The sequence below is a fragment of the Rhodoglobus sp. GW821-FHT12B09 genome, assembly GCF_058809925.1.
In genome coordinates this window covers 20,294-45,105 of sequence record NZ_JBXATB010000011.1, presented here as the reverse complement: position 1 = coordinate 45,105, position 24,812 = coordinate 20,294, and the positions used below count along the sequence as shown (strand labels likewise).

The 24,812-nt window shown below is 68.4% G+C and carries 34 protein-coding genes and 1 tRNA gene; 7 read left to right on the top strand and 28 right to left on the bottom strand.

Annotation, left to right across the window (positions count from 1 at the left end):
• The first annotated feature begins 180 nt into the window (after positions 1 to 180).
• From AC1RTC_RS16130 to AC1RTC_RS16100, 7 genes are all read left to right on the top strand, one after another.
• Entirely contained in the window at positions 181 to 867 is a 687-nt protein-coding gene (locus AC1RTC_RS16130) for a tyrosine-type recombinase/integrase (protein WP_493157454.1), read from the top strand.
• Positions 867 to 939: transfer RNA gene (locus AC1RTC_RS16125), tRNA-Lys, on the top strand. The genes AC1RTC_RS16130 and AC1RTC_RS16125 overlap by 1 nt, the downstream gene beginning before the upstream one ends.
• A gap of 48 nt (positions 940 to 987) precedes the next feature.
• Positions 988 to 1,503, top strand: a complete 516-nt coding sequence (locus tag AC1RTC_RS16120; protein ID WP_493157453.1) for an SHOCT domain-containing protein — start codon at positions 988 to 990, stop codon at positions 1,501 to 1,503.
• Between the two features lie 126 nt (positions 1,504 to 1,629).
• Positions 1,630 to 1,971, top strand: coding sequence for a hypothetical protein (locus AC1RTC_RS16115; protein ID WP_493157451.1), 342 nt, complete (start codon positions 1,630 to 1,632; stop codon positions 1,969 to 1,971).
• A 79-nt stretch (positions 1,972 to 2,050) separates the two neighbouring features.
• Positions 2,051 to 2,257 (top strand): hypothetical protein, encoded by a 207-nt coding sequence (locus tag AC1RTC_RS16110; RefSeq protein ID WP_493157449.1) that lies wholly within the window; start codon positions 2,051 to 2,053, stop codon positions 2,255 to 2,257.
• A gap of 114 nt (positions 2,258 to 2,371) precedes the next feature.
• Positions 2,372 to 2,575, top strand: coding sequence for a hypothetical protein (locus AC1RTC_RS16105; RefSeq protein ID WP_493157447.1), 204 nt, complete (start codon positions 2,372 to 2,374; stop codon positions 2,573 to 2,575).
• A 13-nt stretch (positions 2,576 to 2,588) separates the two neighbouring features.
• On the top strand, positions 2,589 to 3,089 hold the full coding sequence (locus AC1RTC_RS16100) for a hypothetical protein (RefSeq protein WP_493157446.1): 501 nt from the start codon (positions 2,589 to 2,591) through the stop codon (positions 3,087 to 3,089).
• Between the two features lie 152 nt (positions 3,090 to 3,241).
• On the opposite strand, the gene AC1RTC_RS16095 is transcribed toward AC1RTC_RS16100, so the two are convergent.
• The 28 genes from AC1RTC_RS16095 to AC1RTC_RS15960 all read right to left on the bottom strand — a co-directional run bounded on the left by AC1RTC_RS16095 (position 3,242) and on the right by AC1RTC_RS15960 (position 24,750).
• Positions 3,242 to 3,481, bottom strand: a complete 240-nt coding sequence (locus AC1RTC_RS16095) for a hypothetical protein (protein ID WP_493157445.1) — start codon at positions 3,479 to 3,481, stop codon at positions 3,242 to 3,244.
• 12 nt (positions 3,482 to 3,493) lie between these two features.
• Positions 3,494 to 4,075 carry a hypothetical protein gene (locus tag AC1RTC_RS16090; RefSeq protein ID WP_493157444.1) on the bottom strand — a complete coding sequence of 194 codons (582 nt, stop codon included), beginning with the start codon at positions 4,073 to 4,075 and terminating at the stop codon, positions 3,494 to 3,496.
• A gap of 3 nt (positions 4,076 to 4,078) precedes the next feature.
• On the bottom strand, positions 4,079 to 4,306 hold the full coding sequence (locus AC1RTC_RS16085) for a hypothetical protein (protein ID WP_493157443.1): 228 nt from the start codon (positions 4,304 to 4,306) through the stop codon (positions 4,079 to 4,081).
• A 38-nt stretch (positions 4,307 to 4,344) separates the two neighbouring features.
• Positions 4,345 to 5,169, bottom strand: a complete 825-nt coding sequence (locus tag AC1RTC_RS16080) for a hypothetical protein (RefSeq protein WP_493157442.1) — start codon at positions 5,167 to 5,169, stop codon at positions 4,345 to 4,347.
• A gap of 29 nt (positions 5,170 to 5,198) precedes the next feature.
• Positions 5,199 to 5,468 (bottom strand): hypothetical protein, encoded by a 270-nt coding sequence (locus AC1RTC_RS16075; protein ID WP_493157441.1) that lies wholly within the window; start codon positions 5,466 to 5,468, stop codon positions 5,199 to 5,201.
• Positions 5,465 to 6,409, bottom strand: a complete 945-nt coding sequence (locus AC1RTC_RS16070) for a glycine-rich domain-containing protein (protein ID WP_493157440.1) — start codon at positions 6,407 to 6,409, stop codon at positions 5,465 to 5,467. Before AC1RTC_RS16070 ends, AC1RTC_RS16075 begins: the two co-directional genes overlap by 4 nt.
• On the bottom strand, positions 6,406 to 7,593 hold the full coding sequence (locus AC1RTC_RS16065) for a hypothetical protein (protein WP_493157439.1): 1,188 nt from the start codon (positions 7,591 to 7,593) through the stop codon (positions 6,406 to 6,408). The genes AC1RTC_RS16070 and AC1RTC_RS16065 overlap by 4 nt, the downstream gene beginning before the upstream one ends.
• 13 nt (positions 7,594 to 7,606) lie before the next feature.
• Entirely contained in the window at positions 7,607 to 9,841 is a 2,235-nt protein-coding gene (locus AC1RTC_RS16060) for a fibronectin type III domain-containing protein (RefSeq protein ID WP_493157436.1), read from the bottom strand.
• Positions 9,834 to 12,305, bottom strand: coding sequence for a phage tail protein (locus tag AC1RTC_RS16055; RefSeq protein ID WP_493157434.1), 2,472 nt, complete (start codon positions 12,303 to 12,305; stop codon positions 9,834 to 9,836). The genes AC1RTC_RS16060 and AC1RTC_RS16055 overlap by 8 nt, the downstream gene beginning before the upstream one ends.
• Before the next feature lie 15 nt (positions 12,306 to 12,320).
• A complete protein-coding gene (locus AC1RTC_RS16050) occupies positions 12,321 to 12,737 on the bottom strand; it encodes a hypothetical protein (protein ID WP_493157432.1) in 417 nt (138 codons plus the stop codon).
• Positions 12,680 to 13,081, bottom strand: coding sequence for a hypothetical protein (locus AC1RTC_RS16045; protein ID WP_493157430.1), 402 nt, complete (start codon positions 13,079 to 13,081; stop codon positions 12,680 to 12,682). Before AC1RTC_RS16045 ends, AC1RTC_RS16050 begins: the two co-directional genes overlap by 58 nt.
• An 86-nt stretch (positions 13,082 to 13,167) precedes the next feature.
• A complete protein-coding gene (locus AC1RTC_RS16040; RefSeq protein ID WP_493157428.1) occupies positions 13,168 to 13,749 on the bottom strand; it encodes a phage tail tube protein in 582 nt (193 codons plus the stop codon).
• A 67-nt stretch (positions 13,750 to 13,816) separates the two neighbouring features.
• The gene (locus AC1RTC_RS16035) at positions 13,817 to 14,230 is read right to left on the bottom strand and encodes a hypothetical protein (RefSeq protein WP_493157426.1); all 414 of its coding nucleotides are present in this window, start codon (positions 14,228 to 14,230) and stop codon (positions 13,817 to 13,819) included.
• Positions 14,223 to 14,477 (bottom strand): hypothetical protein, encoded by a 255-nt coding sequence (locus AC1RTC_RS16030; RefSeq protein WP_493157425.1) that lies wholly within the window; start codon positions 14,475 to 14,477, stop codon positions 14,223 to 14,225. The genes AC1RTC_RS16035 and AC1RTC_RS16030 overlap by 8 nt, the downstream gene beginning before the upstream one ends.
• Positions 14,477 to 14,815: a hypothetical protein gene (locus AC1RTC_RS16025; protein ID WP_493157423.1), complete on the bottom strand. Its 339-nt coding sequence runs from the start codon at positions 14,813 to 14,815 to the stop codon at positions 14,477 to 14,479. Before AC1RTC_RS16025 ends, AC1RTC_RS16030 begins: the two co-directional genes overlap by 1 nt.
• A complete protein-coding gene (locus AC1RTC_RS16020) occupies positions 14,812 to 15,396 on the bottom strand; it encodes a hypothetical protein (RefSeq protein ID WP_493157422.1) in 585 nt (194 codons plus the stop codon). The genes AC1RTC_RS16025 and AC1RTC_RS16020 overlap by 4 nt, the downstream gene beginning before the upstream one ends.
• Before the next feature lie 9 nt (positions 15,397 to 15,405).
• Positions 15,406 to 15,996: a hypothetical protein gene (locus tag AC1RTC_RS16015; protein WP_493157420.1), complete on the bottom strand. Its 591-nt coding sequence runs from the start codon at positions 15,994 to 15,996 to the stop codon at positions 15,406 to 15,408.
• Between the two features lie 80 nt (positions 15,997 to 16,076).
• Positions 16,077 to 16,424: a hypothetical protein gene (locus AC1RTC_RS16010; protein WP_493157418.1), complete on the bottom strand. Its 348-nt coding sequence runs from the start codon at positions 16,422 to 16,424 to the stop codon at positions 16,077 to 16,079.
• A 12-nt stretch (positions 16,425 to 16,436) separates the two neighbouring features.
• Entirely contained in the window at positions 16,437 to 17,681 is a 1,245-nt protein-coding gene (locus AC1RTC_RS16005; protein WP_493157416.1) for a phage major capsid protein, read from the bottom strand.
• Positions 17,678 to 18,754, bottom strand: a complete 1,077-nt coding sequence (locus AC1RTC_RS16000) for a hypothetical protein (protein ID WP_493157414.1) — start codon at positions 18,752 to 18,754, stop codon at positions 17,678 to 17,680. Before AC1RTC_RS16000 ends, AC1RTC_RS16005 begins: the two co-directional genes overlap by 4 nt.
• A 3-nt stretch (positions 18,755 to 18,757) precedes the next feature.
• Entirely contained in the window at positions 18,758 to 20,770 is a 2,013-nt protein-coding gene (locus AC1RTC_RS15995) for a phage portal protein (RefSeq protein ID WP_493157412.1), read from the bottom strand.
• Between the two features lie 8 nt (positions 20,771 to 20,778).
• Positions 20,779 to 21,003 (bottom strand): LSm family protein, encoded by a 225-nt coding sequence (locus AC1RTC_RS15990; RefSeq protein ID WP_493157411.1) that lies wholly within the window; start codon positions 21,001 to 21,003, stop codon positions 20,779 to 20,781.
• 13 nt (positions 21,004 to 21,016) lie between these two features.
• Entirely contained in the window at positions 21,017 to 22,696 is a 1,680-nt protein-coding gene (locus tag AC1RTC_RS15985) for a terminase large subunit domain-containing protein (protein ID WP_493157409.1), read from the bottom strand.
• Positions 22,590 to 23,132, bottom strand: coding sequence for a terminase small subunit (locus tag AC1RTC_RS15980; protein ID WP_493157407.1), 543 nt, complete (start codon positions 23,130 to 23,132; stop codon positions 22,590 to 22,592). The genes AC1RTC_RS15985 and AC1RTC_RS15980 overlap by 107 nt, the downstream gene beginning before the upstream one ends.
• A gap of 155 nt (positions 23,133 to 23,287) precedes the next feature.
• Positions 23,288 to 23,611, bottom strand: a complete 324-nt coding sequence (locus AC1RTC_RS15975) for a hypothetical protein (protein WP_493157405.1) — start codon at positions 23,609 to 23,611, stop codon at positions 23,288 to 23,290.
• Positions 23,612 to 23,626: 15 nt separating this feature from the next.
• Positions 23,627 to 23,923, bottom strand: coding sequence for an HNH endonuclease (locus AC1RTC_RS15970; RefSeq protein ID WP_493157402.1), 297 nt, complete (start codon positions 23,921 to 23,923; stop codon positions 23,627 to 23,629).
• On the bottom strand, positions 23,920 to 24,138 hold the full coding sequence (locus AC1RTC_RS15965; protein ID WP_493157401.1) for a hypothetical protein: 219 nt from the start codon (positions 24,136 to 24,138) through the stop codon (positions 23,920 to 23,922). Before AC1RTC_RS15965 ends, AC1RTC_RS15970 begins: the two co-directional genes overlap by 4 nt.
• Before the next feature lie 369 nt (positions 24,139 to 24,507).
• Positions 24,508 to 24,750: a hypothetical protein gene (locus tag AC1RTC_RS15960; protein WP_493157399.1), complete on the bottom strand. Its 243-nt coding sequence runs from the start codon at positions 24,748 to 24,750 to the stop codon at positions 24,508 to 24,510.
• Between the last annotated feature and the right edge of the window lie 62 nt (positions 24,751 to 24,812).

The window sequence follows — 24,812 nt, the reverse complement described above, 5'->3', positions numbered from 1 at the left end:
ATCGAAAATCGTTCTGAGTGCTTGCTCACCGTTGCTCGAGTTTCCCGACGCGGACCCGACGAAGTGACGCTGGACGACCTCGAGCGCACTCTAGCTAGGCGACACCCACGCACTGGCGAACCCCTCGCAGCCGGGACGTTGCAGTCCGAGCGCTCATATATGCAGGGTTTTTTCAAGTGGATGAAATCGACGAAGCGGCGCAAGGATAATCCGGCGAAGAAGCTGCCGAAGGTGAAGGTGCCCCGACGCAAAGCGCGGCCGCTGCGCGTGGATCAGATCGAGGACGTGCTCGAGACGGGGATCTACCGTCGCACCAGGGACATCATCGTGATCGCGGCGTTCACAGGGCTGCGCGTGGGCGAGGTCGTGAAGATCCGCGGTGAGGACGTCGACCTGGTCGGCATGACGATCCGGTCGATGCGCAAGGGCAACCTGGACTGGATGGGCACCATTCACGAGGAGCTGCTAGAGATCACGGCGCGCTACCCGCGCACGGGCTGGTGGTTCCCGTCTCCGTATCCCAACAAGCAGTTCCCGGAGGGCGGCGGGCACATCCTGATGGCGTCGGCGTCCGACCGGATCTCGAAGGCGATCCGGGCGGCCGGCATCACCGACAGGCGGATCACGGCCCACTCCCTGCGCCACTTCGCAGCCACGGAGATGCTGCGCCGCGGCGCTCCGATCCGGGCGGTCCAGGAGTTCCTCGGGCATGCCTCGCTGGCAACTACGCAGCTGTACGCCGACGTCACGCTCGAGGAGATGCGCTCGGCCAACGACGTGCTGCCGGCGATCGCGGTGCCGAAGCAATCGGGCCGCAAACAGAGGGAGCGGCGCGAGCTCGAGGAGTCTGGCAGAATTGCCGCGTAGGGCCTGTAGCTCAGTTGGCAGAGCATCTGACTTTTAATCAGCGGGTCCCGGGTTCGAGCCCCGGCGGGCCCACGTCGAGAACTCCTCGCGTTGCGCCCCGGCGAGCGCTACCATCGGGCCATGACTGACGCCGACAAGCCCCTGTACGCCTTCGTCTCGCACATCGACGGGAAGAACGCTCGAGTAGAAATCTGGCCCGATCGCCTCGAGTGGGAGCGCAAGGCCGTCTCGGGTGGAAAGGTCGCTCTCGGCGTCATGACGATGGGCCTCTCGGTGATCGGCACGGGCCTGCGTGGGAAGAACACGGAGATGATCCCGATCAAGCAGATCACCTCGGTGACGGCGAAGAAGGGCATCGGGTTCAACACCGAGATGTTCGTCAACACCGCCGGCGGCCGCATCGCCTTCCGCGCGAACCACAAGGAGGCCGAGACGGCCAAGGACCTCATCCAGCGCCTGATGGTCTGGGACGGCGGCTCGGGCGCTCCCGCCGCTGCTGCAGCGCCGGCAGAGCCCGCGGCGGCGCCCGTCGACCACGTCGACCAGCTGCAGAAGCTCAAAGGCCTCCTGGATGACGGCGTGCTCACCCAGGAGGAGTACGACGCCAAGAAGGGCGAGATCCTCGCCCGGATGTAGAGCGCCTCACCTTCGTCGCCTAGAATCCATCTCAAGCCGACCCCGACGAGCTCACGAACCTGAGCGTTCGGGGCGGCCCAACTTACAGCATGGCCGGATGCTTCTCTCGAGAGGAGCAGGTCGGCGGTGGGCAGCAACAAGCGATATGCGGCGCAGATCGACGCGCGCATGGACTTGCACATCGGCGAGCGCATCCAGGATGCGGGCGCCGCGCCGTTCAGCCTCAGCAATGAGGAGCTCGAGCTCAAGCGGGAGCCACTGACCAGAACGCCGGTCCCGTTGCGCGTGCGCGCGTGGGTGCGCTACCCGGACGGTCCCGTGAAGATCGAGGGCGAGATGGTCGCCTGGACCCCGAAGGCGTGCGCGGTTCGGTGGACGACGCCGAAGGGACAGCAGCACAGGGCGTGGGTGTGGGCCTCCGCAGTGGAGCAGCTGCCGGCGCTGCCGCCGAAGATCGATTTTGGCTAGTTTTCTGCGCTCCTCGTCTTTACAATTGTAAGGTCTACTGATAGACTTACTTTACAATCACAAGGAAGGAGGTAAGAATATGGGAAGCGACTTCGACAGAGTCCGCATCGCATTGCTCGAGCAGGGCTTCAAGGTGAAGATCCACAGCAAGGGCTACGTGCTCGTCTACGACGGCGTGCTGGCAGCGGTGCTCTGGGACCAGAACGATGACATCGCTGTGCGACACATGATCGTGCAGATGCGTCAGCGGTTCGGGTTCATCTGGCCCCCTCCGAAGGGCGGCTAGACGAAGGGGAGCCGGAGGCAAAGGTAGTGCCTCCGGCTCCCCGGGTCGCATCCATAATCCCACACCCAGGGCGACGCCCGCCAGCATCCGCCCAACGCCGCGAAAGGAACTCCATTGGACGACATCATCAGCATCACCAACGGCGATCGCATCACCGTCGAGCCCGACGTCGACGGCGGGCGCAGCATAAAGATCGAGAACACCGCGTTCGCCGAGCAGCCCCGATGGCTCCGCGTCGACGTCATCGGATCCCACGACCGAGACCGGGCGATCACCGAGCTGATCTTCGCCCTCGAGCAGCTGCGCGACAAGCGCTGAACAGGAGCACACGATGACCACGATGTATCACGCCACCGCCGACCTCGAGCTGCGCGACTTCCCCGAGCAGCTCGCCGTCGACGTCGCCGAACGGCTCGCCGCGTTCCACCCGTCGGTCAGCACGTCCCCGCGCGGGTGGCTCAGCGTCACGATCGCCTTCCCGGCCGAGAGCCTCGAGCAGGCCGTCGACGTCGTCCTGCCCGTCGTAGAGGCGGCCGCCGGCGCCCGGGCCCTCAACCTCGAGGTGCTCACCGAAGCCGAGTTCGACGCCCGCGAGGGCTTCGTGCCGATCCCCGAGCTCATCAGCAGCGGCGAGTTCGCCGAGCTCATGGGGATCTCGCGGCCGACGGTCGGCGCGATGATCGACCGGCACGAGCTGCTGACCGCGCAGAAGGTCGGCGGCACCACGGTCATCGCGCTCAGCGAGGCGATCAAGAAGGCGACCGCCGCCGGCCGCGACGTGTCGAAGTACTCCGCCGCCCTGGGCGACGAGTACGACGCCGCGGCGAAGTAGCCGGGAACGCAGAAAAGGGCCCCGCGGCCGCGCTGTGTGCGCGGCCGCGGGGCCCTTCACGCTGTGGTGCTACTGACAGCTGTCACACTGCAGGTCGTCCATCGGGTCGACCGGCACCGGGTAGCCGTCGACGACCTCGTCGTCTGGGCCGATCACCGCGGGATGTTGGGCGTCGTCACCGACAGCCCGAACACGCCGGCGACGAAGAGCAGGCCCGCAAGGGCCGGCGTGGTGATGGCCGAGATGTCGAAGGCGGGCGAGGCGACGTCGACGACCACCGCGGCGGGCACGATGATCGCGAGCGTGCCGATCACGACGTTGGCGACGCGGCGAACGACCGGGTTCGCGACGACGACGTTGGGGGTGGTGGTGGGAAGGTCGGGGTTGGACATGGCGGATGCTCCTTACTGGGTGGTACAGCTGTACGTCGGCGCGGATGCGTCGAACGGGTCCGTGCGGGTGCACGTGTAGGTGGTGGCGAGCCAGGTGAACGTCCACGACGTCGGCGGCTGCCCGTTGGCGCCCGCTGCGCCGTCCGCGCCGTTTGCACCGTCGGAGCCGTCAGCGCCCGCAGGACCGCTCGGGCCGGGCACGGTGGACACCGGGCCCATCTCACCCACACAGTCGCTGTGGGCGGCGCAGTAGGCCGCCACGGCCGCTTCGACCTGGTCGGACGTCGGGCCCGGGCCCTGCGGGCCGGCCGGTCCCTCGACGAACACGCTCGAGGGCGGCACGACGGGATCCAGCCCGTTGTCCTGCAGCTGGTCGCGGCTCTCGTCGAGCGCGGCCGCGAGGTTGTCGATCGTCGTGGCCTGCTGCGACTGCACGGCGATCGCGCCGGCGAGCGCCTGGCCCTGCGAGGCGATCGCGATCGCTGCGACCGCGAAACCGACGAGGACTGAGACGACGGCGAGCGCCAGGAACAGCGTCGACCGGATGGATCGCTTGGGGTGCTCGAGCAGCTGCGCGGGCGTGGGGTCGGTCATGGCTTACTCCTTCGGGAAGATGCCGTCGGGGAACGGCTCGGGCTGCACGTTGGCGTCGATGAGCTGCTTGCGCAGCACGACGACGTAGTCCTCGAGGAGGAACAGCTGGCCCCGGGTGACGTCGGCGCCCTTGCGGTCTTGGGTCCGCTTCGACTGCACGTAGCCGAGGGCGCCGACGAGAGCGGTCAGGGCGGAGATCGCGATCGCCGCGATCGCGAGCCAGTCGGTCATGTTGCCCCCTCCTGGGGATCGAGAAGGGGGCGGGCGCGCTAGCTCTGCTTCTTGCCGTCGGAGTATCGGTCGATCTCCGCGGGGAGTGCGTCGATCTTGGTGGCGAGCGAGGTCAGAGGAGCGAGAAGAGCCTTCACCGCGGCGAGGAGGTCGGTGTCCGGCTTGACCGTGACCTCCCCGAGCTGCTGCTTCGGGGCGCTGGCGATCAGGCCGTTCTTGATCGCGTCGACGAACGCGCGATCGGTGGAGCGGATCCGGCCACCGGCGACCTGCACGGCGATGTCCGTCGCGAACGAGGCATCGCTCGTCGTGAACTTCGTTTCGCGTCCCTCATCGGTGATGAGGACGTAGACGACGGGGTAGGTCTTTTTCGCCGCGGCGTCGGGGTTGGGGATGCTGAACATGAACATCGGTTCACTAGCCTTTCTGGTTGGTGTTGCGGAGAAGATAGGGGCGGGGTCGAGGTCGTTCCCCCACGCCTGCCCCATGTCGCCGGAGACGTTGCCTGTCCAGACGTGGACGTGGGGGCCGTCCCAGTCGCTCCCGTGGTCGTCGCCCCAGCCGTTGACTGTGGGGCCGTCCGCCCCGGCCAGTACGCGATCGCCGACCTTGAGGCCGATCGGCGCCCGGGTGTGGCCGTAGCCGATGTACTTCCCGCCGACGCCGAGTTCGTTCGTCGTCTCCACCCAGGTGCCGATCGAGTCGTTGCGGGTGATCTGCGTGACGACGCCGGACGAGAGCCACTGCGCGACTTCGCCGCCGTCGGCACCCTTGTCGAGGCCTCGGTGGTATCCCTTCGCGTATCGGCTGTTCGGGACGCCGTAGCCCTGCTTGGTGGTGCGAGTTCTCAGATCGAAACTCATATTGTGGGACTCCTGTCGATAGGGCGTTGCTAGAAGCCGACGACGGCTGCAGCTTGTTCGGCGGTGAGGGGCCGGCCTTCCATCAGGCTCTGCATGGCGGCGAGGCGCAGAGAGTCCTGCGACGGGAACTCGACCGGCTCGGGCTCGGGCGGCATGACCCACTCGTCGTCGACGAGCGTCCAGCCGACCGAGACCTCGTCAGGGCACGAGACCAGGTCCCCGGGCTCGGAGTACTCGGCTTCTCCGTCCCACAGGACGACGTTGACCACCTGGCCGTTCTCGACGACTGCGTACCTCACGCGAAGAGCTCCATGATCACGATGCCCGCTCCTCCAGCTCCACCGGCTCGAGCGCTCTGGCTCGTCGAGTTGTACGCGCCGCCGCCGCCGCCGCCGTAGACGCCGCCAGCCTCACCGGCGAGCCCGCCCGAGCCGGCGCCGACACCGCGCGCGCCGCCGCCCAGCTGTGCGGCGCCGCCGGCGCCACCGGAGCCGAGGTCGCTGTAGCCGGCCCCGATCGTGCCGCCCTGCCCGGTGATGAGCAGGTCGCCGGCCGTGGCCGTGCCGCCGACGCCGGCGGAGACGTAGGGCGCGAACACGTTCGCGGGCTTGGCCTGACCGCCGCCTCCGCCGTTTGCCGCGACGAGCGCCCCGAACGACGAGGCCCCGCCCGTTCCGCCGGATCCGCCCGAGGTCGACGAGCCGCCGGCGCCGACCGTGACCGTCACGCTGGAGGCCAGGCCCGCAATGTCCGTGATGAGCGCCTCGGCGTAGCCGCCCGCACCTCCGCCGGATCCGACGCTGTAGTTCGTCGACGTCGCAGCTGCTCCGCCACCGCCTCCGCCGGCGCCCTGGGCGCGCACTCGAGCTGCGCGCAGCCAGGGGTAGGTGGCTTTGGAGAAGGTGCCGCCCGCCGTGAAGATGAGCAGCTGGCGCAGCCGATACCCGTTCGACGCGTCGTTGAGCGCCGCCTTCAGCCCGGCCGGCGTCACAACCGTCGTCGTCGACGTACCCGTGATCGTGACGGCGCTGCTCGCGAGCAGCGGGCCGCCGCCGTAGCGGCCGTGCACGATGAGGCGGTTGTCGGAGAGCTCGACGCGCACCCGGTCTGAGACCGCGAGCGCCGCGGTGTCGACCAGGGATGCCGGCGTGACGAGAAGCGGCGCGGTGTCGCCGTCGAGTTGTACGCGCAGCGGGCTGACCTGCGTGACGGTGGCCCAGGTGGCGGTGCTGTCGCTCACAGGTCGATCACCTCCTGCAGCGTGGACTTCATGAGCCCGAGGGGGTGGGCGTCTAACGCGATGTGGGTGAGGACGTGCTTCTTGTCGATGCCGGCGGGCGCGTTGGCGAAGCGGAGCACGTCGCCGACCTGGAGGGGCAGCGGGAGGTGCTTGAGCTCGACAGCTGCTTGCACGCTCGAGGAGGCGATGAGGGACGCTCTGGCCTTGGCAGTGAGGAACGCGGTGATCTCGCCCGTGGTGCCGGCGGGCACCTCGACTGTGATCGTCCGGGTGATCCAGCGGTTGCCTCTGCTCGAGTAGGAGAAGGGCGAGGTCGGGTCCGTGTTGGTGGCGACTCCGGTGAGCGGGGCGACGTCTCCGTTGCCGGACTGCAGCGCTATGACCTTGTTGGGCACGGCGAACAGGTCGCGATCGCGGTCCCACTCGTCGGCGTAGATCGAGAGATCGCCGTCGACGAGCTCGCGATCGATGCCGGCGAGCATCTCGTACTTGATGCTGCGCGCCGCGGGGACCACGTAGGGGGTTGTGCGGAAGTTGCCGATGCCGTCGACGCGCAGCGCGTTGTAGTTCAGCGCGGACAGGAGGTCGTTGACGATCTGCAGCTTCGTTGTGCCTGTCGGCCAGACCATCGACGCGCCAAGGGTGCCGGTCTGCGTAGCGTCGACGGTGAGCGTCTCGCCCGCCGAGGCGATCACCGTGGCGACCGCTTGGAGGATCACTGTGCCGGCGGCGACGGTGTAGGTGGTGTCGATCTCGTCCTGGTCGAGAACAGTGCACTTGTCGAGCAGCTCGAGCCCGTAGACGCGCCCCGAGCTGGACCACTTCTCGGGGGCTGCGGTGAAGAGGTAGACGCCGAGCGGGATCTCCGTCAGTCCGTCGACGACGAGCACGGGCCTCAGCCGCGCCCCGGCGAGCGCTACCTGCCCGATCCGGAGGAAGCCGGGCTGTGCCTCCTCGAGGTCGGCCACCTTGAGGGAGCCGGATCCCTTCACAGCACTGTAGAGCGACCAGTCGAGCGCCGCGGATGGCTCGATGACTCCGTCGAGGTATCCCGCGAGGGTGTCGAGGCCGGCCGAGTGGGTGAGCACCTCCCAGCGGTACGACGTGACGCGATCGCCGTAGAGGATCTCGTTGGTGGTGAGTGAGCGCAGCGGGACGATGCCGGCCGGAATGGTGATCGACATGTCCCGCCGCTCCTCAGGATGTTTCGGTGATGGTGTAGCTCACGGTGGCGAGCGCGGCGTTGCTCCGTGACAGGGAGCCGGCTACCTGGCCGAACACGCGCCGGCCGGTGGGATCCCGGTAGCAGGTCTTCTTCGCGGTGATGAGGAAGGCCTCCACCTCCTCGGCGGTGGATCCCTCTCCGGTGACGATGCTGGCCTTGCCCGATACCTGCAGCCCGGTGCCGGTGCCGTAGAGGCCGATGGGGAGGGTTCTCCCCGCGGCTTTCAGCTGCGCCTTGTCGGAGCTCGGAGTGGACTCGAGCGCGAGGTTGCCGCCGAACTTGACGATCTCGTCGAAGCCGTTGCCGCTCGAGAGGAACGCCCAGAACGCCTCGCTAGTGACGAGCGTGGCCTCCACGACGGTGGTCGCCCCGTCCGCCGAGCGGGTGGTCACCCGGTAGAGGTTCGTGCCGTGGATCGTCGGCGTGGTGTCGAGGATCGTCAGGCTGGGAGCCTTCGGGTAGCCGCTCACGATGCTCTCGGTGACGCCGTCGATGACGCGGTCGACCGACACCGTGGTGGCTGCGACGAGTCCGCCGCCGGCGCCGGGGATCGTGAGCGTCAGCTGCGCGATGCCGGAGTCCCGCAGGTACTGGACGGCGACGACGGCGGCCACGGGCTCGGTGTAGTCGACAGTGAAGGTCGACGAGACCTGGCTAGAGGTGAGGCCGTTGGAGTCTTTCACGGTGGCCTTCACCGTGTAGGAGCTGCCGTCCGCGAGGCGCGTGGCGAACGCGGTGCCGGCGAGCGTCGTCGACGTGAGCTCCTCGAGCAGCGTCGCGCCCTGGTAGAGCCCGATCGTTGCGCTGACGAAGCTTGCGGCCTCGGCCTGCGAGAACCCCAGCACCACGTTGAGCGCCGCGGTGGTGACCGTGCTCGAGTTCGCCGGCGAGGTGATCGTGGCAACGGGCTTCGTCTTGAACGTGACTGTGACGGAGTCCGACCATGGCGAGTACGACGCGTCGCCGTCGGATCCCGAGTCGTAGGCGCCCTTCGTGCGCACCTGGAAGGTGACCGCAGTGTTGGCCGCCCAGGTGCTCGCGGCGTAGTCGAGGAACTGGTCGGTCGACGCTGTCTTGGCGCCCGTGGTCCACGTGGTGCCGCCGTCGGTCGAGTACCTCGCCTGGCGCTTCGTCTGCGCGCTCGAGTCGATCGAGTTGTGCACCCACGCGAAGTGGAACGCCGCGGCTTTGTCCGCGAACGCAGGGGGAGCGGGCACGGTCGGCTTCGCTGGCGCGGTGAGCAGCTGCACGACGTTGGACTGCACGGTCGCGCTCGAGAGCGCGCCGACGTCCGTGTTGCGGGCGCGCACGCGGTAGACGTGCCGCTGCGCGGGGTTCGGCGCGCTGTCCGTGTAGCTCGAGGTGCCGGATGCCACGGTCGCGAGCGGCGAGCCGTCCCACGTGACGACGCCGGCGACGTCGACCCCGTGCTCGATGACGTGCTCGTGCTCGGTGAACGCGACGTTGGGAGTCCACGCGATGGAGATGTCCGCGCCGACCTTCGTCGCCGCGACGTCTGTCGGCGCCGCCGGCGTCGTGTAGACCGCGCTCGAGGTCGCGGAGGTCGCGGATCCGGCGGTGTTGGTGGCCGTGATCTGGTAGACGGTCTTCTGGTTCGGGGCTCCGGCGATCGCCGCGGCGGTGGCCGCCGCGATCGTGACGACGTCGGCGAAGGCGCCCCCGTTGATCGAGCGACGGATCGTGTCCGTGGTCGGCTGTCCGTTGGTCGGCGTCGACGGCTGGGCCCAGGCGAGGCTCACCGAGGTGTCGCTGACGCGGGTGCCGACGACGGAGGTCGGCGCCGACGGTGCGACGGTCAGCGTCTGCAGCGTGACGGCCTGCTGCACGGTGGCACCGCGCCCGGCGCCGTTAGATCCGGTATCGCCGATGGTGGCGACGATCTTGGCGCCGGGAGGCGGTGAGCCTGCAGAGCCGTGCGCGACTCGGTAGGTGCCCGACGCGATGAGCGTGGACTGGTTGCCCCCGGGACGCCAGTCGAAGGTGAACGTGCCGGAGGCGATCGTCTCCACCGGGTAGAAGACGACCGAGAAGCTGACTCCGTCACCGTTGAACTGCTCGTTGGTGCTGTTGTTCTCGACGAGTCGAAGCGTCCATGCGACGTCGGTCCAGCGCGCGGCGGCGTTGGTTCCGACGATCGTCGCAGTGAGCCGGAGGATGCCGTAGGTGCCGGATGTGGCGTCAGCCATTCGTCACCACACCTCCTTGCTGCGTCAGTCGACGCAGCGCTCGGGCGATCGCAAGCGCGAGGCGCTCGATCGTCTCCTCGGACAGCTCCATCGGCTGGGTGGACCGACCGCGGAGCGGCCGCTCGTCGACGTCGCCGTCGGCCTCGAGGTTGAGGTCGGCCGGCGGGCGGAGCATCGCGCCACCGGTGACAACGGGCGCGAGGCGGCTCATGTCGGGGATCTCCACGAGGGCGTTGAGTCGCGCCTGGATGGCGCCCTGCGTCCTCGCGAGGCCGACGTCGATGCCGTCGCCGATGGGCTCGCCGACTTCGTCGGCGTACACCCTCGAGGGAGAGTGGATGCCGAGGAGGCTCTTGATTCCGTCGAGCATCGAGGTGCCGAGGTTGGTGATCGTCTCGACCGCTCGCTTGGCCATCCCGCTGACGCCGTCGATGAGGCCCTGCACGATGTTCTTGCCGACGTCGAGCAGCCAGCTACCTGCGCCCTTGAGGGCCTTGAGGATGTTGCCCTGCAGGTCGCCGACGAAGTCCATGACGTTGTCGATGCCGTCGGAGAAGAACCCGACGATGTTGTTCCACACGTCGCCGAAGAAGTCACCCAGGGCGCCCCACACGGCGTTGAGCTGGTCGCTGGCGTCCTCGGAACCGGTGACCAGGTTGACGAACCAGGTGATGCCCTCGACGACCCAGCCGATGAGCTTCGCGAGGATCTCGATCACGAACCCGAGTGCGCCGGCGAGCAGGTCGATCAGGGGGGAGATCAGCGCCAGGATCGGCGTGAGGATCGCTGTGAGCAGCTCGATGAGCGGGGTCAGCAGTTTGCCGACGAGCTCGATGATCGGGGCGAGCAGGGGGATGAACGCCATGACCAGGTCGAGGACCGGGGCGATGAGCGGGAGGACCGCCTGCAGCACGGAGCCGATGAGGCCCGCGATGAGCACGAGCAGGGGCGACAGTGCGGTGAGGACGTTGCCGAGTACTCCGCCGAGCGAGGCCGCGAGCTGGCCAACGACGGGCGCCAGCTGGACGAGCGCGTCCCCGAGAACGCCGGCGAGCATCACCGCGATGTTGGCGATGATCGGCAGGAGCGTGATGAGGATTTGCGAGAGCGATCCGGTGAGCGCCTGAACGACAGGCGCGAGCGCCCCCATGACCGACTGCAGGGCGGTTCCGAGCGCGCCGCCGAGGGTGGCGGCGAGCTGCCCGAATACGTCCGCGAGCATCGGCAGGATCGGCGTGAGGACCTGCAGGATCAGAGACAGAGGCGAGAACGCCTGCCAGAGGTCGAGCAGCTGCGGCACGAGCTGCTCGAAGATGGGTCCGAGGCGCTCGAAGATGGGTCCGAGCACGGAGCCGGCGGCGGAGAAGCCGTCGGCGATCTTCGGCCCGAGCTCCTGCGAGAGCTCTGCGACGTGGCTCATGGCCCCGCCGAGCAGGTTGAACACGCCGGTGGCGAGCGGCTCGATCGCGGCGAGCGCGTTGTTCTTGACGATCGTCCAGGACTCGCCGAAGTCGGCGGTCTCAGCTGCGACGCCGAGGATGGTGTCGGAGCTGACGTTGAGGCCGCCGACGAGGTCGTCGAGGGCGAGGGTGCCGGACTGCACGGCGCCGACGAACTGGTTGGCGGCCTTGGTGCCGAAGACGCCGGAGGCGAGGTCGATCGCGCCGGCGGTGTCGCCGGAGTCGATGAGGGCTTTGATCTCGTCAGTGACGCGGCGGAATGCTGCCTGTGGCTCCTCGCCGTCCTTGGCGAGGCTGACGAGGCCCTTGCCCATGGCGGCGAGGGTCTGGGTGGAGTTGATGCCGGCTTTGTCGAGCGTGCCGATGAGCGAGACGGTCTCGTCGTAGCTGAACCCGAGGTTCTGCATGGCGGGCGCGTTCTGCTGCGCGGCCGCGGTGAGCTCGTTGATGCCGACACCGCTGGCCTGGGATACCCGGAAGAGGGTGTCCATGGCGCCGATGACGGCGTCGCCTTCGATGTGGAAGGCGGAGAACGCGGCCGTCGACGAGTTGATGTCGACGTCCTGGCCGAGGAGCCTGCCGGCCTCGATGTACTGCGAGGCGACGGTGGTGAGCGTCTCGGCGCTGAGGTCGAGGCGCTGGTTGAGGGCTGCGACGGTGTCGCCGGCGGCCGAGAAGGATGTCGGCACGGAGGTGGCGACGTCCTTGGCGACGGCCTCGAGGGCCTTGAGGTTCTCGCCTGTCTCGCCGCTGCGGATCCTGATGGTGTCGGAGACGTCGTCGAAGACGCTGCCGGCGGCGTAGAGGCCGGCGAATCCTGCGACGACCGCGCCGGCGATCGCGGCCGCGCCGAGGGCCGCGGTGAAGGCGGCGCCGAATCCGATGCCGGCTTTCTTGCCGGCCGCGTCTCCAACTCCGCCGAGCTGCGTGGCGATCTCCTGCTCGGAGCCCTGCAGCGACGGGACGAGGTGGAGATAGGCGACGGCGAGCTCGACTGAATCCATGCGCCACCGCCTGTCTCACTTGGTTGTCTTGCGCGGCGAGTAGCCGAGGAACTTGTCCATGTCGTCGAGGCTCATGACCGTGGTGCCGATGCGCTTCTTCTGCAGCGGGCGCGGTACGGGCTTGGGCTTGGGCCCCTTGCCGCGGCCGCGCTGCCAGTTGCCGGCGGCGAGCAGGTCGACCATCCGGGCCTGCAGCTGCACCTCGAGCGGCCAGTCGGCCAGTTCGCCGTTGATGGCGCGATGCAGAGCGGTGTCTCGACCTGCGTGCGAGGTGAACGCACGCAGGTCGAGCCAGGTGAGGCGCTTGGTGCCGAGGTCGTCGAGCGATCGTCCGACGACGAACAGGTCGCGTCGGATGGCCTCTCCGTGCTCCGCTAGGAGCCGGTGGAGGCCGAGGATTCCCCCAGCTTCATTCCCGACGCCGCGGCCCACGCCTCGTACAGGGCGACGAGCTGCTCGGCGTCCTCGATGCGGTCGTACACGCTGGGCACGGCGGGCTGGGCGGGGACCTCCGCTCGAGCGCGTACGGCCTTGACGCCGGCGGACGCGGGCACGGCCTCAATCGCCGGCTGGCCTTCCACCGCGGGCTTGCCGGGGAGGTACTCGTCCAGGAGTGCGCGGACGATGTCGGTCTTCTTGCCGCCATCGAGGCGCTCGACGAGCGCGGGCTTGATGAACTGCAGCTTGGGCAGCGTGTAGGTCGTCGGATCGCCGGGCAGCTTGAACTCGAAGAGGTTCTGCTTTATGGATCTCTTGGCCGGGGGTACTTCGAACATGGGGATCTCCTTCTGGGTGTGGGGATCGGAAATAGCGGGGACGAGCCGGGCGGGATCCCCACCGCCCGACTCGTCGTCTGGGAGAGCTACTCGGCGGCGACGAGGCCGTCGTCGGTGTACTCGTAGTAGAGGACGCCGTCCTCGTCGGGGTAGACGGTGAGGGTGACGTCGCGCACGGCGCCCTCGCTCGTGTTGTAGGTGGTGTCGGCTACCTCGGTGATCTGGCCGTCGCCGATCGCGATGCGCACGTGCGCCAGGCCGTCGGCCATGTCGAAGAGCCAGGCGCCGTGCGGCGCCTCCTGGCCCTTGACGGTGACGGCCATCTGCTCGCCGTGGGAGACGGTCGCGTCGGTGACCACGACCGCGTCCTCGCCGTACACGGTCTTGGCTGCGTCGGCGTTGAGGTACTCGAGGAAGGCGAACTTGAACGTGGCCTCGAAGCCCGTCTGGGACTTCTTGACCGTGAGGCCGCCCCACTCCTTGATGTCGGTCGTGTCGCGGCTCTCGGACTTGGCGACGCCGTCCTCGCCGACGTAGCCGAGGGCGATGAACGCGACGTTGGGAGTGGCGACAGCCGTGATGGGGAGGGCGGTGCCGAGAGGAGCTCGCAGCACACCGCCCGTGGCGACGGGCTTGCCGTTGATTACCTTGGCAGCGGTGTTCGTCATTGCAGGGGGCCCCTTTCCGGGCATAGCGAAAACGCCGGCCCGGGCGGGTCGGCGTCGAGGTGGGGATCTACGCGGTACGTCCGCGAAGTTTCAGGCCGTAGGTGGCCGTGTAGCGGACGTCGCTGGTGAGCGGGTCCGGCAGGTTCTGCGGCCGGGAGATCGTCTGCAGGCGCGTGAACGGGGTGTCGCCGAGCCACCCGAGGCGGGCGGCGCGCTGCAGCACGGCGCCCCCGGCCGCGGCCAGGCGGGCGGCGACGTCCTCGTCGGGGTCGAAGTACTCGAGCACGACGGTGGGCTCGTCGCGGATCAGGCCATCGTCGGTACCGCCGACGACGAGCACCCGGATGAACTTGCCGGTGTCGGGGTTGGGGCGGGCGGTGCCGGCGTCGACGCCGTCCCAGTCCTCGAGTGCATTGATCGTCGTGGGGAGGAAGTCGACGAGCAGCTGCTCGACGTCGTCGAAGACGATGAGCTCAGCCACGGCCGGCGTCCAGTGCTCGGGTGAGCGTGCGATCGCGGGCCTCCGCGAGCTGGCCGTCGATCGAGCTGGTGATGACAGAGGCACGGGCGCGGTTCTTGCCGACCGTGCTGGTGGCCTCGAAGTCGGGTGCGCCGCCTGCGGCGTCGGCGATGAGCTGCGCGCGGCGCAGGAGCTCGGCTTGGATCTCCGGGGACTTGAGCAGGGCGGCCGCGGCCTTGCTGTTGATCTTGACGCGGATGCTGGCCATCATCCCTCCCAGACGTTGATCGGGATCGGCACGTAGTCGAGCCGGCCGGTGTACGAGTGCATCTCGAGGGCGAGGCCGTCGATGGCGTAGTCGTTGCCCTGGTACACGACCTTCATGCGGTGGTGCACGGCGGTGCCGGCGGGAGCGAACACCGTGCCCGCGGCCTTGGTGGCGTCTCGGTGGACGAGGTCCTCCGCTGTGACGCTGAGCTCCACGTAGCAGCCGTCGACGACGACCGGCTCGGCGGCCGTCGTCCAGTCGTCCTTCGTGCTGCCGTGCACCGTCTTGTCGCCGGGCATGACCAGCTGGACGGTGTCCCTGCCGAGGCGGCGCATCATGCCACCGAGACGTGGCGGTACTGGGCCAGCGCTGCTTCCTCGAGCGGGTCGAATCCGCTGTCGAGCATGAGGTACTTGATCGACCGCTGGCCGATCCGCTCGTTGTCGACGCCGATGGGCGTCTCCCACGCGCGGGACGCGAGGCCGAGGACGGCGCCCTGGATGTCGTCCGGGATGTGGGGCAGGCTGCCGTCTTCGGCGGGCGTGTGGTCGAAGCCGTGGGTGTAGGTGATCTGCCAGGGCCCGCGGTCGTAGCCGCCGTGCGCGAGCTGCAGGCGGCCAGTCTCCTCGTCGACGTCGCCGTAGCGCGCGACCGGGATAGTCGTCCAGGTCGGGAGCGTCCTGCGCTGCAGCGAGGTCACCGAGACGATGGGGAACTCGGGAAGGAAGACGGTGTGTCCGGCGATGGGCGTCCTGCGGATGACGTCGTTGACGACCATGTGCAGCTTCTGGCGGCAGTGGGCGCGGACGATGCCCGACGCCGTCCTCAGCAGCAGCAGCGCCTTGGCGTCGTCGTCGGCGATCGTCTCGCCGACGAGGACGCCGAGGTCTTTCACTGGGGCAAGGATCGGGTCGGGCATCGTCGCTACCTACTTCGTCTCGGCCGTGGTCTTCGGCTCCTGGGGCGCCTTCTTGGGAGCGGCGACGACCTTGGTCTCCGCGGCCGCCGGCGTTGCCTTCGCGGTCTTCGGCGCGGTGGCCTTCTTCGCCTTCGCTGCTGCGGCCGCCTGCTCCTTCTCGGCCTTGGCGGTGGCCTCTGCCTGGTCCTTCGCCGCGTCGAGCTCGACCTGGTCGACCACGACGAACAGGTCGAGAGGGCCGGTCGGGTCTTCGCCCTCGAAGTCGGCGACGAGCATGTCGTCGTCAACGCGCACTCCGCTGACGGTGCCGCGCCACGAGGCGAGCGCGGCGCGCTCGTCGTCGGTGATGTCGGCGTTGTCGGGGGAGTCCAGCGCCTCGGCGGTCAGCTTGACGACGTCGCCGGCGTGGATGGGCAGCTGCGCGAGCTGCTCGAGCATCGCGGCCGCGGCCGCCTCGTGCTCGGCGACGATGGGGTCGACCTCGCCGTCGACGGCGGGGTTGGCGAACTTGTTGTAGGGCTTGCGGTTGGTGCTGCGCTTGTTCCGGCCTGCGAGGCGGGTGCGGCCGCGGCGCTGACCGATGGGGAGACTGTCGCTCATGGGGTCTGGCTCCTTCACTGGGGATGACGACGAGACGAGGGGCCCGCGTTGCCGCGGGCCCCTCGCTGGGTGGGTGTGAGCTAGACGAGCTCGCCCGAGATGCCGAGCGTGACGCTCGGCGTGGTGCCGGTGATGGCCCACTTGATGCGCGTCCAACGGTCGAGGCCGACGAACGACTTGCGCTGCGAGCCGGCGGCGGTGACCGCGGTGAACGCCGCGACGTCGCGCCAGGTGTCGGTGACACCCTTGTCGGCGCTCGTCTGGACCGTCACGGTGAGCGACGGGGTGGTGCCGGATGCCGCCGTGGCGACGAGCAGCGCGCGGAGCGTGCTCTTGTTGACCGTGTCGAGGATCTTCGAGCCGTTGGCGCTTGTGGTGAGCACCGTGCCGTCCTTGAGGATCTCGACCTCGTTGCCGTAGTTCTGCATGCTGGCTACCTCCTAGTCCAGGTTGCTGACGAGACCGAAGGCCCCGGGACGGTAGAGGGCGAGGGCGAGTCGCTCCTCCGCGCGGATGGCGGTCTTGTTCCGCTGGAAGAAGTCCGCGTGCGAGTTGCTGGCCGTGACGGTCAGGCCTCCCTTGCGGAAGATCTGCCCGCCCTGTGCGAACGCGCCGACGAGGGCCTCGAAGTCGTCCATCGCCGACGAGACGGAGACGCGCTTGCCCCACAGGGTGCGGTCGGCCTCGGAGACGAACGGGCCGCCTGCGTAGTACTGGCCCATCTCGTTCTTCGAGAGCATGATGCCCTCCCAGCCGAGCGGGTCGATCACGGTCGCGTCGGGCTCGATGAACTGCTCGATGCGGATCCGGGTGATCTGGCGGTAGATCGCGTCCATGGCGGTGTCGTCCGCCGCGGAGGGGCCGGTGCCACGGATGATCTCGTCGGCCAGGCCCTCGCGGTTGAGGATGCCGACCAGGTTCGAGCCGGTGCCGTCGCCGCGCAGCAGCTGCACCTCCTCCTCGAGCTTGACGAACAGTGCGAGGCGGGCGTTGATGTAGCTCTGGGTCTGGGCCCAGTCCTCGAGCATCTCGTCGGTCGTGGCGAGGAAGGTGACGATCTTGTGGAGCGTCTCGTCCTCGGGGGTGAGCTCGAGCTGCGACTCGGGCTTGAGCTCGCCCTCGCCGATCGCGGCCGCGCCGTTGACCGCGAGGGTCTCGACGAGGTAGCGGATGAGCGGGGACTCGGTCGTGCCCGAGGGGAACAGGTCCGCGATCGTCAGCGGGCGGAACCGCTGGTCGACGACGCCGGGGACGAGCGTGGGCGCGAAGTTCGCGGGTGCGAAGCCGCCGCCCGGCGCGACCTCGGTGCCCTCGGCGAAGGTAGCCTTGAGCTCGACGTCGCCCGAGGACCACTGGCCCTTGAATCCGCGCTTGCCGAGCTCCTGGTACTGCTCGGACTGGACGAACTGCTCACCGAGGGACTTGCCTCGGATGTCGCCCTTCGGGCTGTCACCGGCGGAGTCGATCGGCTGCCCGTTCTGGGCGAACGCCTTACGGGCGTTCTCGACGTACTCGAGGTTCTCGACCTCGTCGGTCCACTTCTTGATGTCCGCCTCGAGCGGCTCGAGTGCGGCCTTCTGCTCGGCCGCGGACTTGTAGACGCCGCCGTGGTTCTCGGCGACGGCGAGGGCCTTGACGGACAGGGTAACTACCTGATCCTGGGCCTCTTTGAGCTTGGTGCTCATGTGGTGCTCCCTTCCGGGGTGGTTGAATTTGCGGTGATGAGCAGCCGGTACTTGGCTGCCCTGATGTGGATCTCCGCTTCGTCCTCTTCGGCGGGAGCGGCCGTCTTGCCGGCCGCGGGAGCGGGAGCTCCGGCGGTGGGCGGTTCGGCGGCGCCGGCGTCTGCGGCCTTGGTCGCGTCGTCCTGCGTGGCAGTCACCGTCTCGGTGACCTCCACTTCCACGGCCTCGCGATCGCCACCGAGGGTGATCGTGCTGCCGTCGTCTGTGTACGACTCACGCCAGGTGGTGGAGTCGTAGGTGTCGGGATCCTCGATGTCGAAGATGACCGCGCCGGGAGTGTCGCCGGCGGCGGGGAAGGTGGCGCGCAGCCACAGCCAGCCCGTGTACTTCTCGCGCAGAGCCTCGCGGAGTCGCTCCTGCAGCTCCTCGTAGCTCCCGGCGATCGCCTTGAGGTCCGCGTACTTCGCGGCCTTCGTCTCGTCGCCGGCGTCATCCTTCGTCTCCGCGCTGGCACCGAGCTCGAGCGCGAGATCGTGAATCGTCTGGATCCGCTGCGCGTCGCTCGAGCTGTTGCGTGCGCCCGCCTTCGCGCGGGCAGCTGCAGCCTTGGACTCGAGGACGAGAGCCTCGCGGTTCGATGGGACCGCGACGAACGCTCCGTTGAGCAGCTCGCGCACCATCTTCGCGCCCCTGCTCTTCGCGGGCACCGGCGTAGTCATGAACGCGACAGAGGTCGTGCGGATGTGCTTCTCCGCGACGAGAGTGCGCGTGTCCTGCGCGAGCGGCAGCGACGAGTACTCGCCGTCGACGATCAGGGCGCCTACCGGTGCTTCGGGCACCTGGCCGTCGTCGTTGAGATACGGCCGGCCGGATCCGACGGTGCCGCGCACCGACATCTCGTGGTCGACGTCGAAGGTGATGTGCTCCGGGAGGGGCAGCTTCCACTCGTCGGCCAGGAGCGTGTCGCCGTCGCGGTCGAGGGTGGGCGCGGAGAGGATCACCCGGAACGTTCCCGGGAAGTCGTCGTCGGCGCCCGTGTTGAGAAGCGCGGCGTCCTTGCGGATGACGGTCATGGTCTACTCCTTGAATTCGAACTGCAGTTCGCAGGTGCACCCCGCGACTTCGTCGGCGCCGCCGGTGAAGTCGCCGGGCCCGTTCATGCCGTTGCTGAACGTCTCGTTGAGCGCGACTGTCTCGCCGTCGACGGCAGCGTGCGAGGCCCTGGGATTGCCGGATGTGACCAGCCAGGTCTTCGTCGACGCACCGGCCTGCCCGGCCGCGACGAGCGCGGCGAAGCCTGCGAGCATCCCGACTCGGGTCTGGGAGATCTCCTCGGCGCGGCTGGCGATCGCGACGTCGAAGAGGTCGGCGATCGCGTCGTCAAGCTCGAGGTCGTCGTCCTCCATCACGCGCGCCTGGCGCTTCTTGATGAGGTCGGCGGTGGAGGCGTTGAGGTTCTCCGCGGAGGTGCGGGCATCCGTCGCGAGCCACTCGGCGATCGGCTTCGGGTCGAACTTCGCGCCGAGCTCGCTGGCGGTCGCTGAGCCGATGGCCGCCGTCGTGGCGGTCGAGAGGGCATCCAGGATGCCGGCGAGCTCGTCGTCCCAGTCGGCAGGGGTGAAGATGCCGGCGGCCTTGCTCACGCGGCCGAGCACGTCCGCCTTCTGCTTGGCAAAGAACTCCCCGAGCGCCTTCTCGTGCTCGAGCACGAGCTGCGCGCGGGTGGCCTTCTTGCCGGCGGCCTTCGCCTGACTGAGGCGCCCCATGAGCGTGCGCACGGTCAGCGTCTTGGGCGCAGGTCCGGCGGTGAGCTCGAGGGGCTGCGGGATGAGCGTGCCGTCGGTCGCGACCGGCTGGGCCGTCCGGGCACTCGATCCCAGCGGGACGAGCGCCGCGTTGGCGAACAGCTGGTTGGCCACCTCGCCGGCGTCGTCGAGGCCGAACAGCGGGCGTGCCTCCTTGGGCTTCATGACGCCCTTTTCGATCAGGGTGCCGACGGACTCGGCGCGCTTCTCGAAATCGCCGCGAAGGACCTCGTCCATGTCGAACCGGCTCTGCACACCGGAGTCGATCGGGTAGAAGTCGACGACGAGCTGCTGGTCGATGGTCGACTCGAACATGACGTTGCGGGGGGCCATGGTGTCGCGGTACAGGGAGCGCAGCTGCTCAGTGATGTTCGAGAACGTCGCGCGGTCGAGGATGTGCACGACGGGCGGCGGCACGTCATAGGCGGCGCACGCCTCCTCGCGGTTGAGCTTCCGCGACTCGATGTACTGCATCTCCTCGAGGTTGAGCTGCGTGAGCTCGGGCTTGAGGCCCTCCTCGAGGATGAGCGAGCTGCCGGCGTTGTCGGCGCCGGAGTTGTTCGCGTCGACCTGCTGCTTGATGCGCTTGATCGCGCCCTCGCTGAGGGACTTCTCGGTCGCGAGCATGAGGCTCGGTCGCGCTCCGCGCTGCCAGAAGGACGCGGTCGCGCGACGGGACGCGTCCTCGTTGAGCAGGGTCATGCGCAGCGGCTCAAGCTTCGAGACGCCGCGGGTGGTCGTCTCGGGGTTGTAGGACGCCTGCCAGATGACGTCGCTCTCGTGGAAGCGGGGGAAGCCGTTGGGGCCGACGACGCCGTTGGTCTTGACGTACCAGAGGTCGCCGTTCTCGTCCGTCTCGATGCGAATGTTCTCGGGGTGCAGCGGCCAGAGCTCGCGAACCTTGCCGCGCAGGTCGCGGAGCTTGAGCGCGCCGACCTCGCCGTACACGTCGTAGGTCGACGAGAACCAGATCCAGAACTTGTTGCCGGACATCCGCTTGTTGGGGTTGCGCATGAGCGCGGCGAGATCGCCGGTCTCCTGAGTGAACCCGCCCTTGCCATCCGGCACTCGGAAGCCGAACGGCGTGCGGGAGTGCGCCATGGCGAGCTTGCTCACCAGGGTGTTGACCCACAGCTGCCGGCGGTAGATGGCGCTGTACGCCGCCCACTGGCCCGAGAGGGAGAGGGTCGACGTCGAGTAGTAGCTGCCGTTCCCGAGGATCGGGGCTCGGTCGGAGAGCCCGCTCATGGTGGGGACGAGCGTCCCGGTGGCGGAGAGAAGCATGCCGCCTCCTAGGCGTTCGTCGTCTGCAGGTACTTCACGGTCGCGCGCGGGATCCACAGCTGCCCGGCGACTGCCACAGGCTCGGAGCCGATGCCCATCTGCTGGACGTCCGCGAGGACGAGCGTGTGCTCGTCCGCGTCGACAAGGACGCCCTGGAATGCCTCGTCCGAGGTGGTCGAGACGAGGTAGCGGGTGCGGATGGCGTTGCGGACGAGACGGTCAGGACGAAGCACGGGGACCTCCGGGTTAGATGCTCAGCAGGCCGCGCGTCTCGTAGACGGATTCGCGGCTGGTGTTCCCGTGGACGCGCATGAGCCACAGGACGCCTGCGAAGGCGACGAGCGGGGCAGCGTCCTGGGGGGAGTTCTTGCGGTCGATCATCCAGCCGTCGGACGAGGGCTTGGGCACTGCCGTGCCGGCGGCCACGTCGAGGTGCGGCTGGTTGCCGTGGGTGGTCGTGCCGCGCTCGATCTCGTCGTACATGATTCCCGAGGCGCGGGGGACGTCCGTGCCCTGCCAAGGGATCAGCTCGATGCCGGCCTCCTCGAACTCGGGGATGAGGCTCGAGACGGGGGAGCCGACCGACTGCAGCGTGACGAGCTTGGGCGGGATCTTCCGCTTGGGGCTCTGCAGCCACGGGATGATCCAGTCGGTGCCGGCTCGACGTGCCGCGACCTCGGCGCGCAGCCGTCCGTCGGTGTCGTAGAAGCCGACCAGGATGTAGGCCATCTTGCGGTCGTAGGAGACGTCGACGCAGTAGCCGGCGGGACGCGACGTGTCCCGTTCGACCTTCGCAACGCGGGTGGCTTCCCAGCTGCCCTCGGCGAACGGGCCGCCTTCGGTGGTGTCGACAAACTGGCAGAGAACCTCTGTGCGGAACTCCCACTCGGGGTCGCTGAGGGAGACGGCGATCGCGGCCTCGGTGATGCTGTGGCCGAGCGAGGGGTTGGCCTCGTACCAGCCATCGCGGTCGCGGATGCCGCGGCCCTCGCGGGCGGACCACTCGAACAGCCCTACTGCGGACGACTCGAGCAGCTCGAGCAGCTCGACGTCGAACTCGTCCTCGTCCAGGCCCTCGGCGAGCTTCCCGTTGATGGCGTCGATCGCCGACTGGCGGAGCTGGCGCAGGACGACCGCGGACGCGTCCCCGGCGTTCGATGCACCGAAGACCTGGCCGCGCTCCTTCGAGGTGGTCGTCTTCGAGATCGCGGACCAGGTCGCCCACGTCTTGTGGGCGCGGAGCTCGTCGACGAGGACGAACTCGGCGGCCCAGCCGCGGCCGGCGTTGCCGTTCGTGGCCTGGGGGAAGTACTCCTCGAGGGAATCGAGCTGGATGTACTTGGAGCCGTTGACCTTCCCGACGTGCGAGATCTCGTCGGAGAGCTCGGGGATGAGCTCGGCGATGAGCCGCACGTGGTCCCAGGTCTCCTCGGCCTGCTCGATCTTCGTCGACGCGCCGATGATCTTCGGGGCGCCGTCCTGGAACAGCCGCCAGAGGATGAGGACGACCATGATGGTCGTCTTGCCGTTCTGCCGGGCAACGAGCAGCAGGATGATCCTGAACCGGAAGATCTTGCCGGGCCCGGGCAGCAGCTCGAGCGCGTGGATGAGGAACCACTTCTGCCACGGGTGCAGCGCCGGCACCAGGTTGCGGTACGCCTCGGCGAGGTTCGGGTCGATCGCTTCGGTGAGCTCGGCGATCTGCAGCAGGCGCGCGCGCAGCCAGATCGCGAACTCGATTACCTCGAAGCCGAGCGTGGTGCTGCGGGTAAGGCGGCGCAGCGGCTTCGTGTAGATCCGAGGAGTTTCGGAGCCGTACCTAACCTGCCGCTGAGCGCTTCCGCTTCGGGGGCCGCTTGATGGGCGTGACTGTCGCGCCTGCGCCGGCCGCGGCTTTCTTGGTGCCGCCTTCGCTGCTGCTGTCATCGGGTCCACCGTCGTTGTCGAGTCCCGCGGCGACGCGCAGGGAACGGAGCTCGTGCTGCAGTCGCACTGTCGGGGTGCCGCCGAGCTCGTGGAGGCAGCGGGTGAGCAGCTGCCCGAGCGAGGTGGCCTTGCCAGTCGCGGTCGGATCCGCCTCGAGGAGGTCGTCGATCTGCTTCGAGACGCGGCGGGCCTGGTTGACGAGCGCGCCGTCGGAGTCCTTGAGCCACTTCATCGCGCCGAGGGCCGCGTCGGTCGCCTCGAGCTGCGTCGGGATCGGCTTGGACTTCGGCTTCTGGTCGGCGTCACGAGCGTCACGCGCGAGCTGCTCGGCAGCGGCGATCGCGATGCGCTCCTGCTCGCGCTCCTCGGCCTTGCGTTCCCTGTATTTCCGGGCTCGTTCGGCCGATGTGAGCGGCGCCTTCTTGGGTTGAGGCATGTGGGGACCTGCCTAAAACGTGACGCGGCCTCTCGCGCGCGCACGCGAGGCCCTTGGGGAGAGAGAGATCACTGCCCGGAAAGTGGAGCTACACGCGTGGCGTAGAGATTGCGACACCCCTACCCTCCGGCCCCTCCGGGCCGCGCGAGAGCGGTCTACTTCGTGGCTGCAGGCAGCGGGGTGCTCGGGTCGACGAGCACGTCCAGGGCGAATCTGCGGATGATCGCGGTCATGGCCTCGCAGCCGTGGTGCACGATCGGGGTGCGTGAGCCGACGGTAGTCGTCTCGTCGAGCACGACGTCGTCGCCACAGCCTGCGCACTTTCCGCGAGGCCCGCTCGGCTTGGTAACGGTGGCGGTCTGGGCCTTCGCCTTCCGAGCAGCTGGCGCCTTCTTGGCGGGAGCGCGCTTGGGCTCAGGCTCGGTGGCAACTGCGGGCTCGGCGGCGGGCGTCTCGTCAGGCTTCGTGTCGTCGGTCATGGGATCCTCCTTGGGTTACCACTCCTCGCTCGTTTCGCCGATGCCTGCGTCCTGCTGCCCTGTGTGCTTCGCCTTGTTGCAGCGTGCATGCGTAGGGGCCCAGTTGAGCGGATCGAACTCGAGCTCGGGGTGTGTCTTGCGGGACTTGAGGTGGTCTAGCTGGAAGTGCATGGGGTGCGTCTTCGGGAGGTCGTAGTCGATCTCCTGCCCGCACTCGTTGCAGACGCGCTTCTTGCGCTTCCACTCGATGCGCTTGGCTGCGCGATCGCGCTGGTATCTCGCGCTATGAATGCCTGTGCTGGTGGCGCTCACTCGATCGCCCTCGAGCGGATCGGCTCGACGGCCACAGTGGGGTCGCTCTCTGGGATGAACCAGCCGGCCTCGTCGGCGATGCCAGGGCCGAGGTAGTCGCACCAGTTGAACGCCTTGCGCAGCTGCTCGTCTGTACGGCCGTCGATGCCCGACATGACGTTGAGCTCGACGATGCGGCGGTGGGTGGGGCTCATCAGACGCACGATGCTGCGCATGGCTGGCACCCTTCGGGTGAGGGATGCCCCGGTCGCAGGTAACCCGAATACCGGCGACCGGGGCGTTTCATGATGCTCGCTTCGTGCAGGCTGAGCTCGCCAACGGGATCCCCCGACAGGTAGGACCGCGACACGCGTTCAGGTCGACCGGTGGAACGACAAAGGCCCCGCCGAAGCGAGGCCCATTGTGATCCGGGTGCAAGACACCGAACTCTAGTAACGAAGTGTGCAATCAACCTCGGGCGTTTCCGTGTATTGACCGTTTGAGCGTGTCGGCGTGTCGGCGTGTCGGACTCGGCGAGCGCCGTTCTTCGTCGTCTGTGGCCTGTGCGGTCTGTGTGGCGGCGCTGAGGCGGTGGTGGGTGGTGCCTACGTCACTAGGCGTACTTGGTAGATGCGTCGACGGATCTTCTGGACTGGTGCGGCTTTGTCGACGGTGATGAGGGTGAGGACGTCGGACATGCCGGCGGCTGGTGGGACGTGGAGGACGGTCCATCGTGGGAAGCCGGCGGGGAAGTCGTCGGGGATGACGAGGGCGCCTGGCTTGGGGATCTTGCCGAGCTTGGGCACGGTGGTGGCGAGGCGTTCGCGCTTGATGGGCCCCTCGCTCATCGGCGGTACCTGGTCATGGCTGCCTCGAGGAGCTGCTCCATGTGCTCGATCAGCTCTCCGGC

Excerpts from the sequence above, each read along its gene's own strand:
- AC1RTC_RS15995 (WP_493157412.1), bottom strand. The coding sequence starts at position 20,770 with ATGCTTCTCTCCGCCACCGGGACGCTCGTCCCCACCATGAGCGGGCTC.
- AC1RTC_RS15965 (WP_493157401.1), bottom strand. The coding sequence starts at position 24,138 with ATGCGCAGCATCGTGCGTCTGATGAGCCCCACCCACCGCCGCATCGTC.
- AC1RTC_RS16110 (WP_493157449.1), top strand. The coding sequence starts at position 2,051 with ATGGGAAGCGACTTCGACAGAGTCCGCATCGCATTGCTCGAGCAGGGC.
- AC1RTC_RS15960 (WP_493157399.1), bottom strand. The coding sequence starts at position 24,750 with ATGAGCGAGGGGCCCATCAAGCGCGAACGCCTCGCCACCACCGTGCCC.
- AC1RTC_RS16025 (WP_493157423.1), bottom strand. The coding sequence starts at position 14,815 with ATGATGCGCCGCCTCGGCAGGGACACCGTCCAGCTGGTCATGCCCGGC.
- AC1RTC_RS16055 (WP_493157434.1), bottom strand. The coding sequence starts at position 12,305 with ATGGATTCAGTCGAGCTCGCCGTCGCCTATCTCCACCTCGTCCCGTCG.
- AC1RTC_RS16080 (WP_493157442.1), bottom strand. The coding sequence starts at position 5,169 with ATGAGTTTCGATCTGAGAACTCGCACCACCAAGCAGGGCTACGGCGTC.
- AC1RTC_RS16060 (WP_493157436.1), bottom strand. The coding sequence starts at position 9,841 with ATGGCTGACGCCACATCCGGCACCTACGGCATCCTCCGGCTCACTGCG.
- AC1RTC_RS16010 (WP_493157418.1), bottom strand. The coding sequence starts at position 16,424 with ATGCAGAACTACGGCAACGAGGTCGAGATCCTCAAGGACGGCACGGTG.
- AC1RTC_RS16120 (WP_493157453.1), top strand. The coding sequence starts at position 988 with ATGACTGACGCCGACAAGCCCCTGTACGCCTTCGTCTCGCACATCGAC.
- AC1RTC_RS16020 (WP_493157422.1), bottom strand. The coding sequence starts at position 15,396 with ATGCCCGACCCGATCCTTGCCCCAGTGAAAGACCTCGGCGTCCTCGTC.
- AC1RTC_RS16030 (WP_493157425.1), bottom strand. The coding sequence starts at position 14,477 with ATGGCCAGCATCCGCGTCAAGATCAACAGCAAGGCCGCGGCCGCCCTG.
- AC1RTC_RS16085 (WP_493157443.1), bottom strand. The coding sequence starts at position 4,306 with ATGACCGACTGGCTCGCGATCGCGGCGATCGCGATCTCCGCCCTGACC.
- AC1RTC_RS16015 (WP_493157420.1), bottom strand. The coding sequence starts at position 15,996 with ATGAGCGACAGTCTCCCCATCGGTCAGCGCCGCGGCCGCACCCGCCTC.
- AC1RTC_RS16095 (WP_493157445.1), bottom strand. The coding sequence starts at position 3,481 with ATGTCCAACCCCGACCTTCCCACCACCACCCCCAACGTCGTCGTCGCG.
- AC1RTC_RS15975 (WP_493157405.1), bottom strand. The coding sequence starts at position 23,611 with ATGACCGACGACACGAAGCCTGACGAGACGCCCGCCGCCGAGCCCGCA.
- AC1RTC_RS16100 (WP_493157446.1), top strand. The coding sequence starts at position 2,589 with ATGACCACGATGTATCACGCCACCGCCGACCTCGAGCTGCGCGACTTC.
- AC1RTC_RS16065 (WP_493157439.1), bottom strand. The coding sequence starts at position 7,593 with ATGTCGATCACCATTCCGGCCGGCATCGTCCCGCTGCGCTCACTCACC.
- AC1RTC_RS16040 (WP_493157428.1), bottom strand. The coding sequence starts at position 13,749 with ATGACGAACACCGCTGCCAAGGTAATCAACGGCAAGCCCGTCGCCACG.
- AC1RTC_RS16130 (WP_493157454.1), top strand. The coding sequence starts at position 181 with ATGAAATCGACGAAGCGGCGCAAGGATAATCCGGCGAAGAAGCTGCCG.
- AC1RTC_RS15985 (WP_493157409.1), bottom strand. The coding sequence starts at position 22,696 with ATGACAGCAGCAGCGAAGGCGGCACCAAGAAAGCCGCGGCCGGCGCAG.
- AC1RTC_RS16045 (WP_493157430.1), bottom strand. The coding sequence starts at position 13,081 with ATGTTCGAAGTACCCCCGGCCAAGAGATCCATAAAGCAGAACCTCTTC.
- AC1RTC_RS16005 (WP_493157416.1), bottom strand. The coding sequence starts at position 17,681 with ATGAGCACCAAGCTCAAAGAGGCCCAGGATCAGGTAGTTACCCTGTCC.
- AC1RTC_RS16090 (WP_493157444.1), bottom strand. The coding sequence starts at position 4,075 with ATGACCGACCCCACGCCCGCGCAGCTGCTCGAGCACCCCAAGCGATCC.
- AC1RTC_RS16000 (WP_493157414.1), bottom strand. The coding sequence starts at position 18,754 with ATGACCGTCATCCGCAAGGACGCCGCGCTTCTCAACACGGGCGCCGAC.
- AC1RTC_RS15980 (WP_493157407.1), bottom strand. The coding sequence starts at position 23,132 with ATGCCTCAACCCAAGAAGGCGCCGCTCACATCGGCCGAACGAGCCCGG.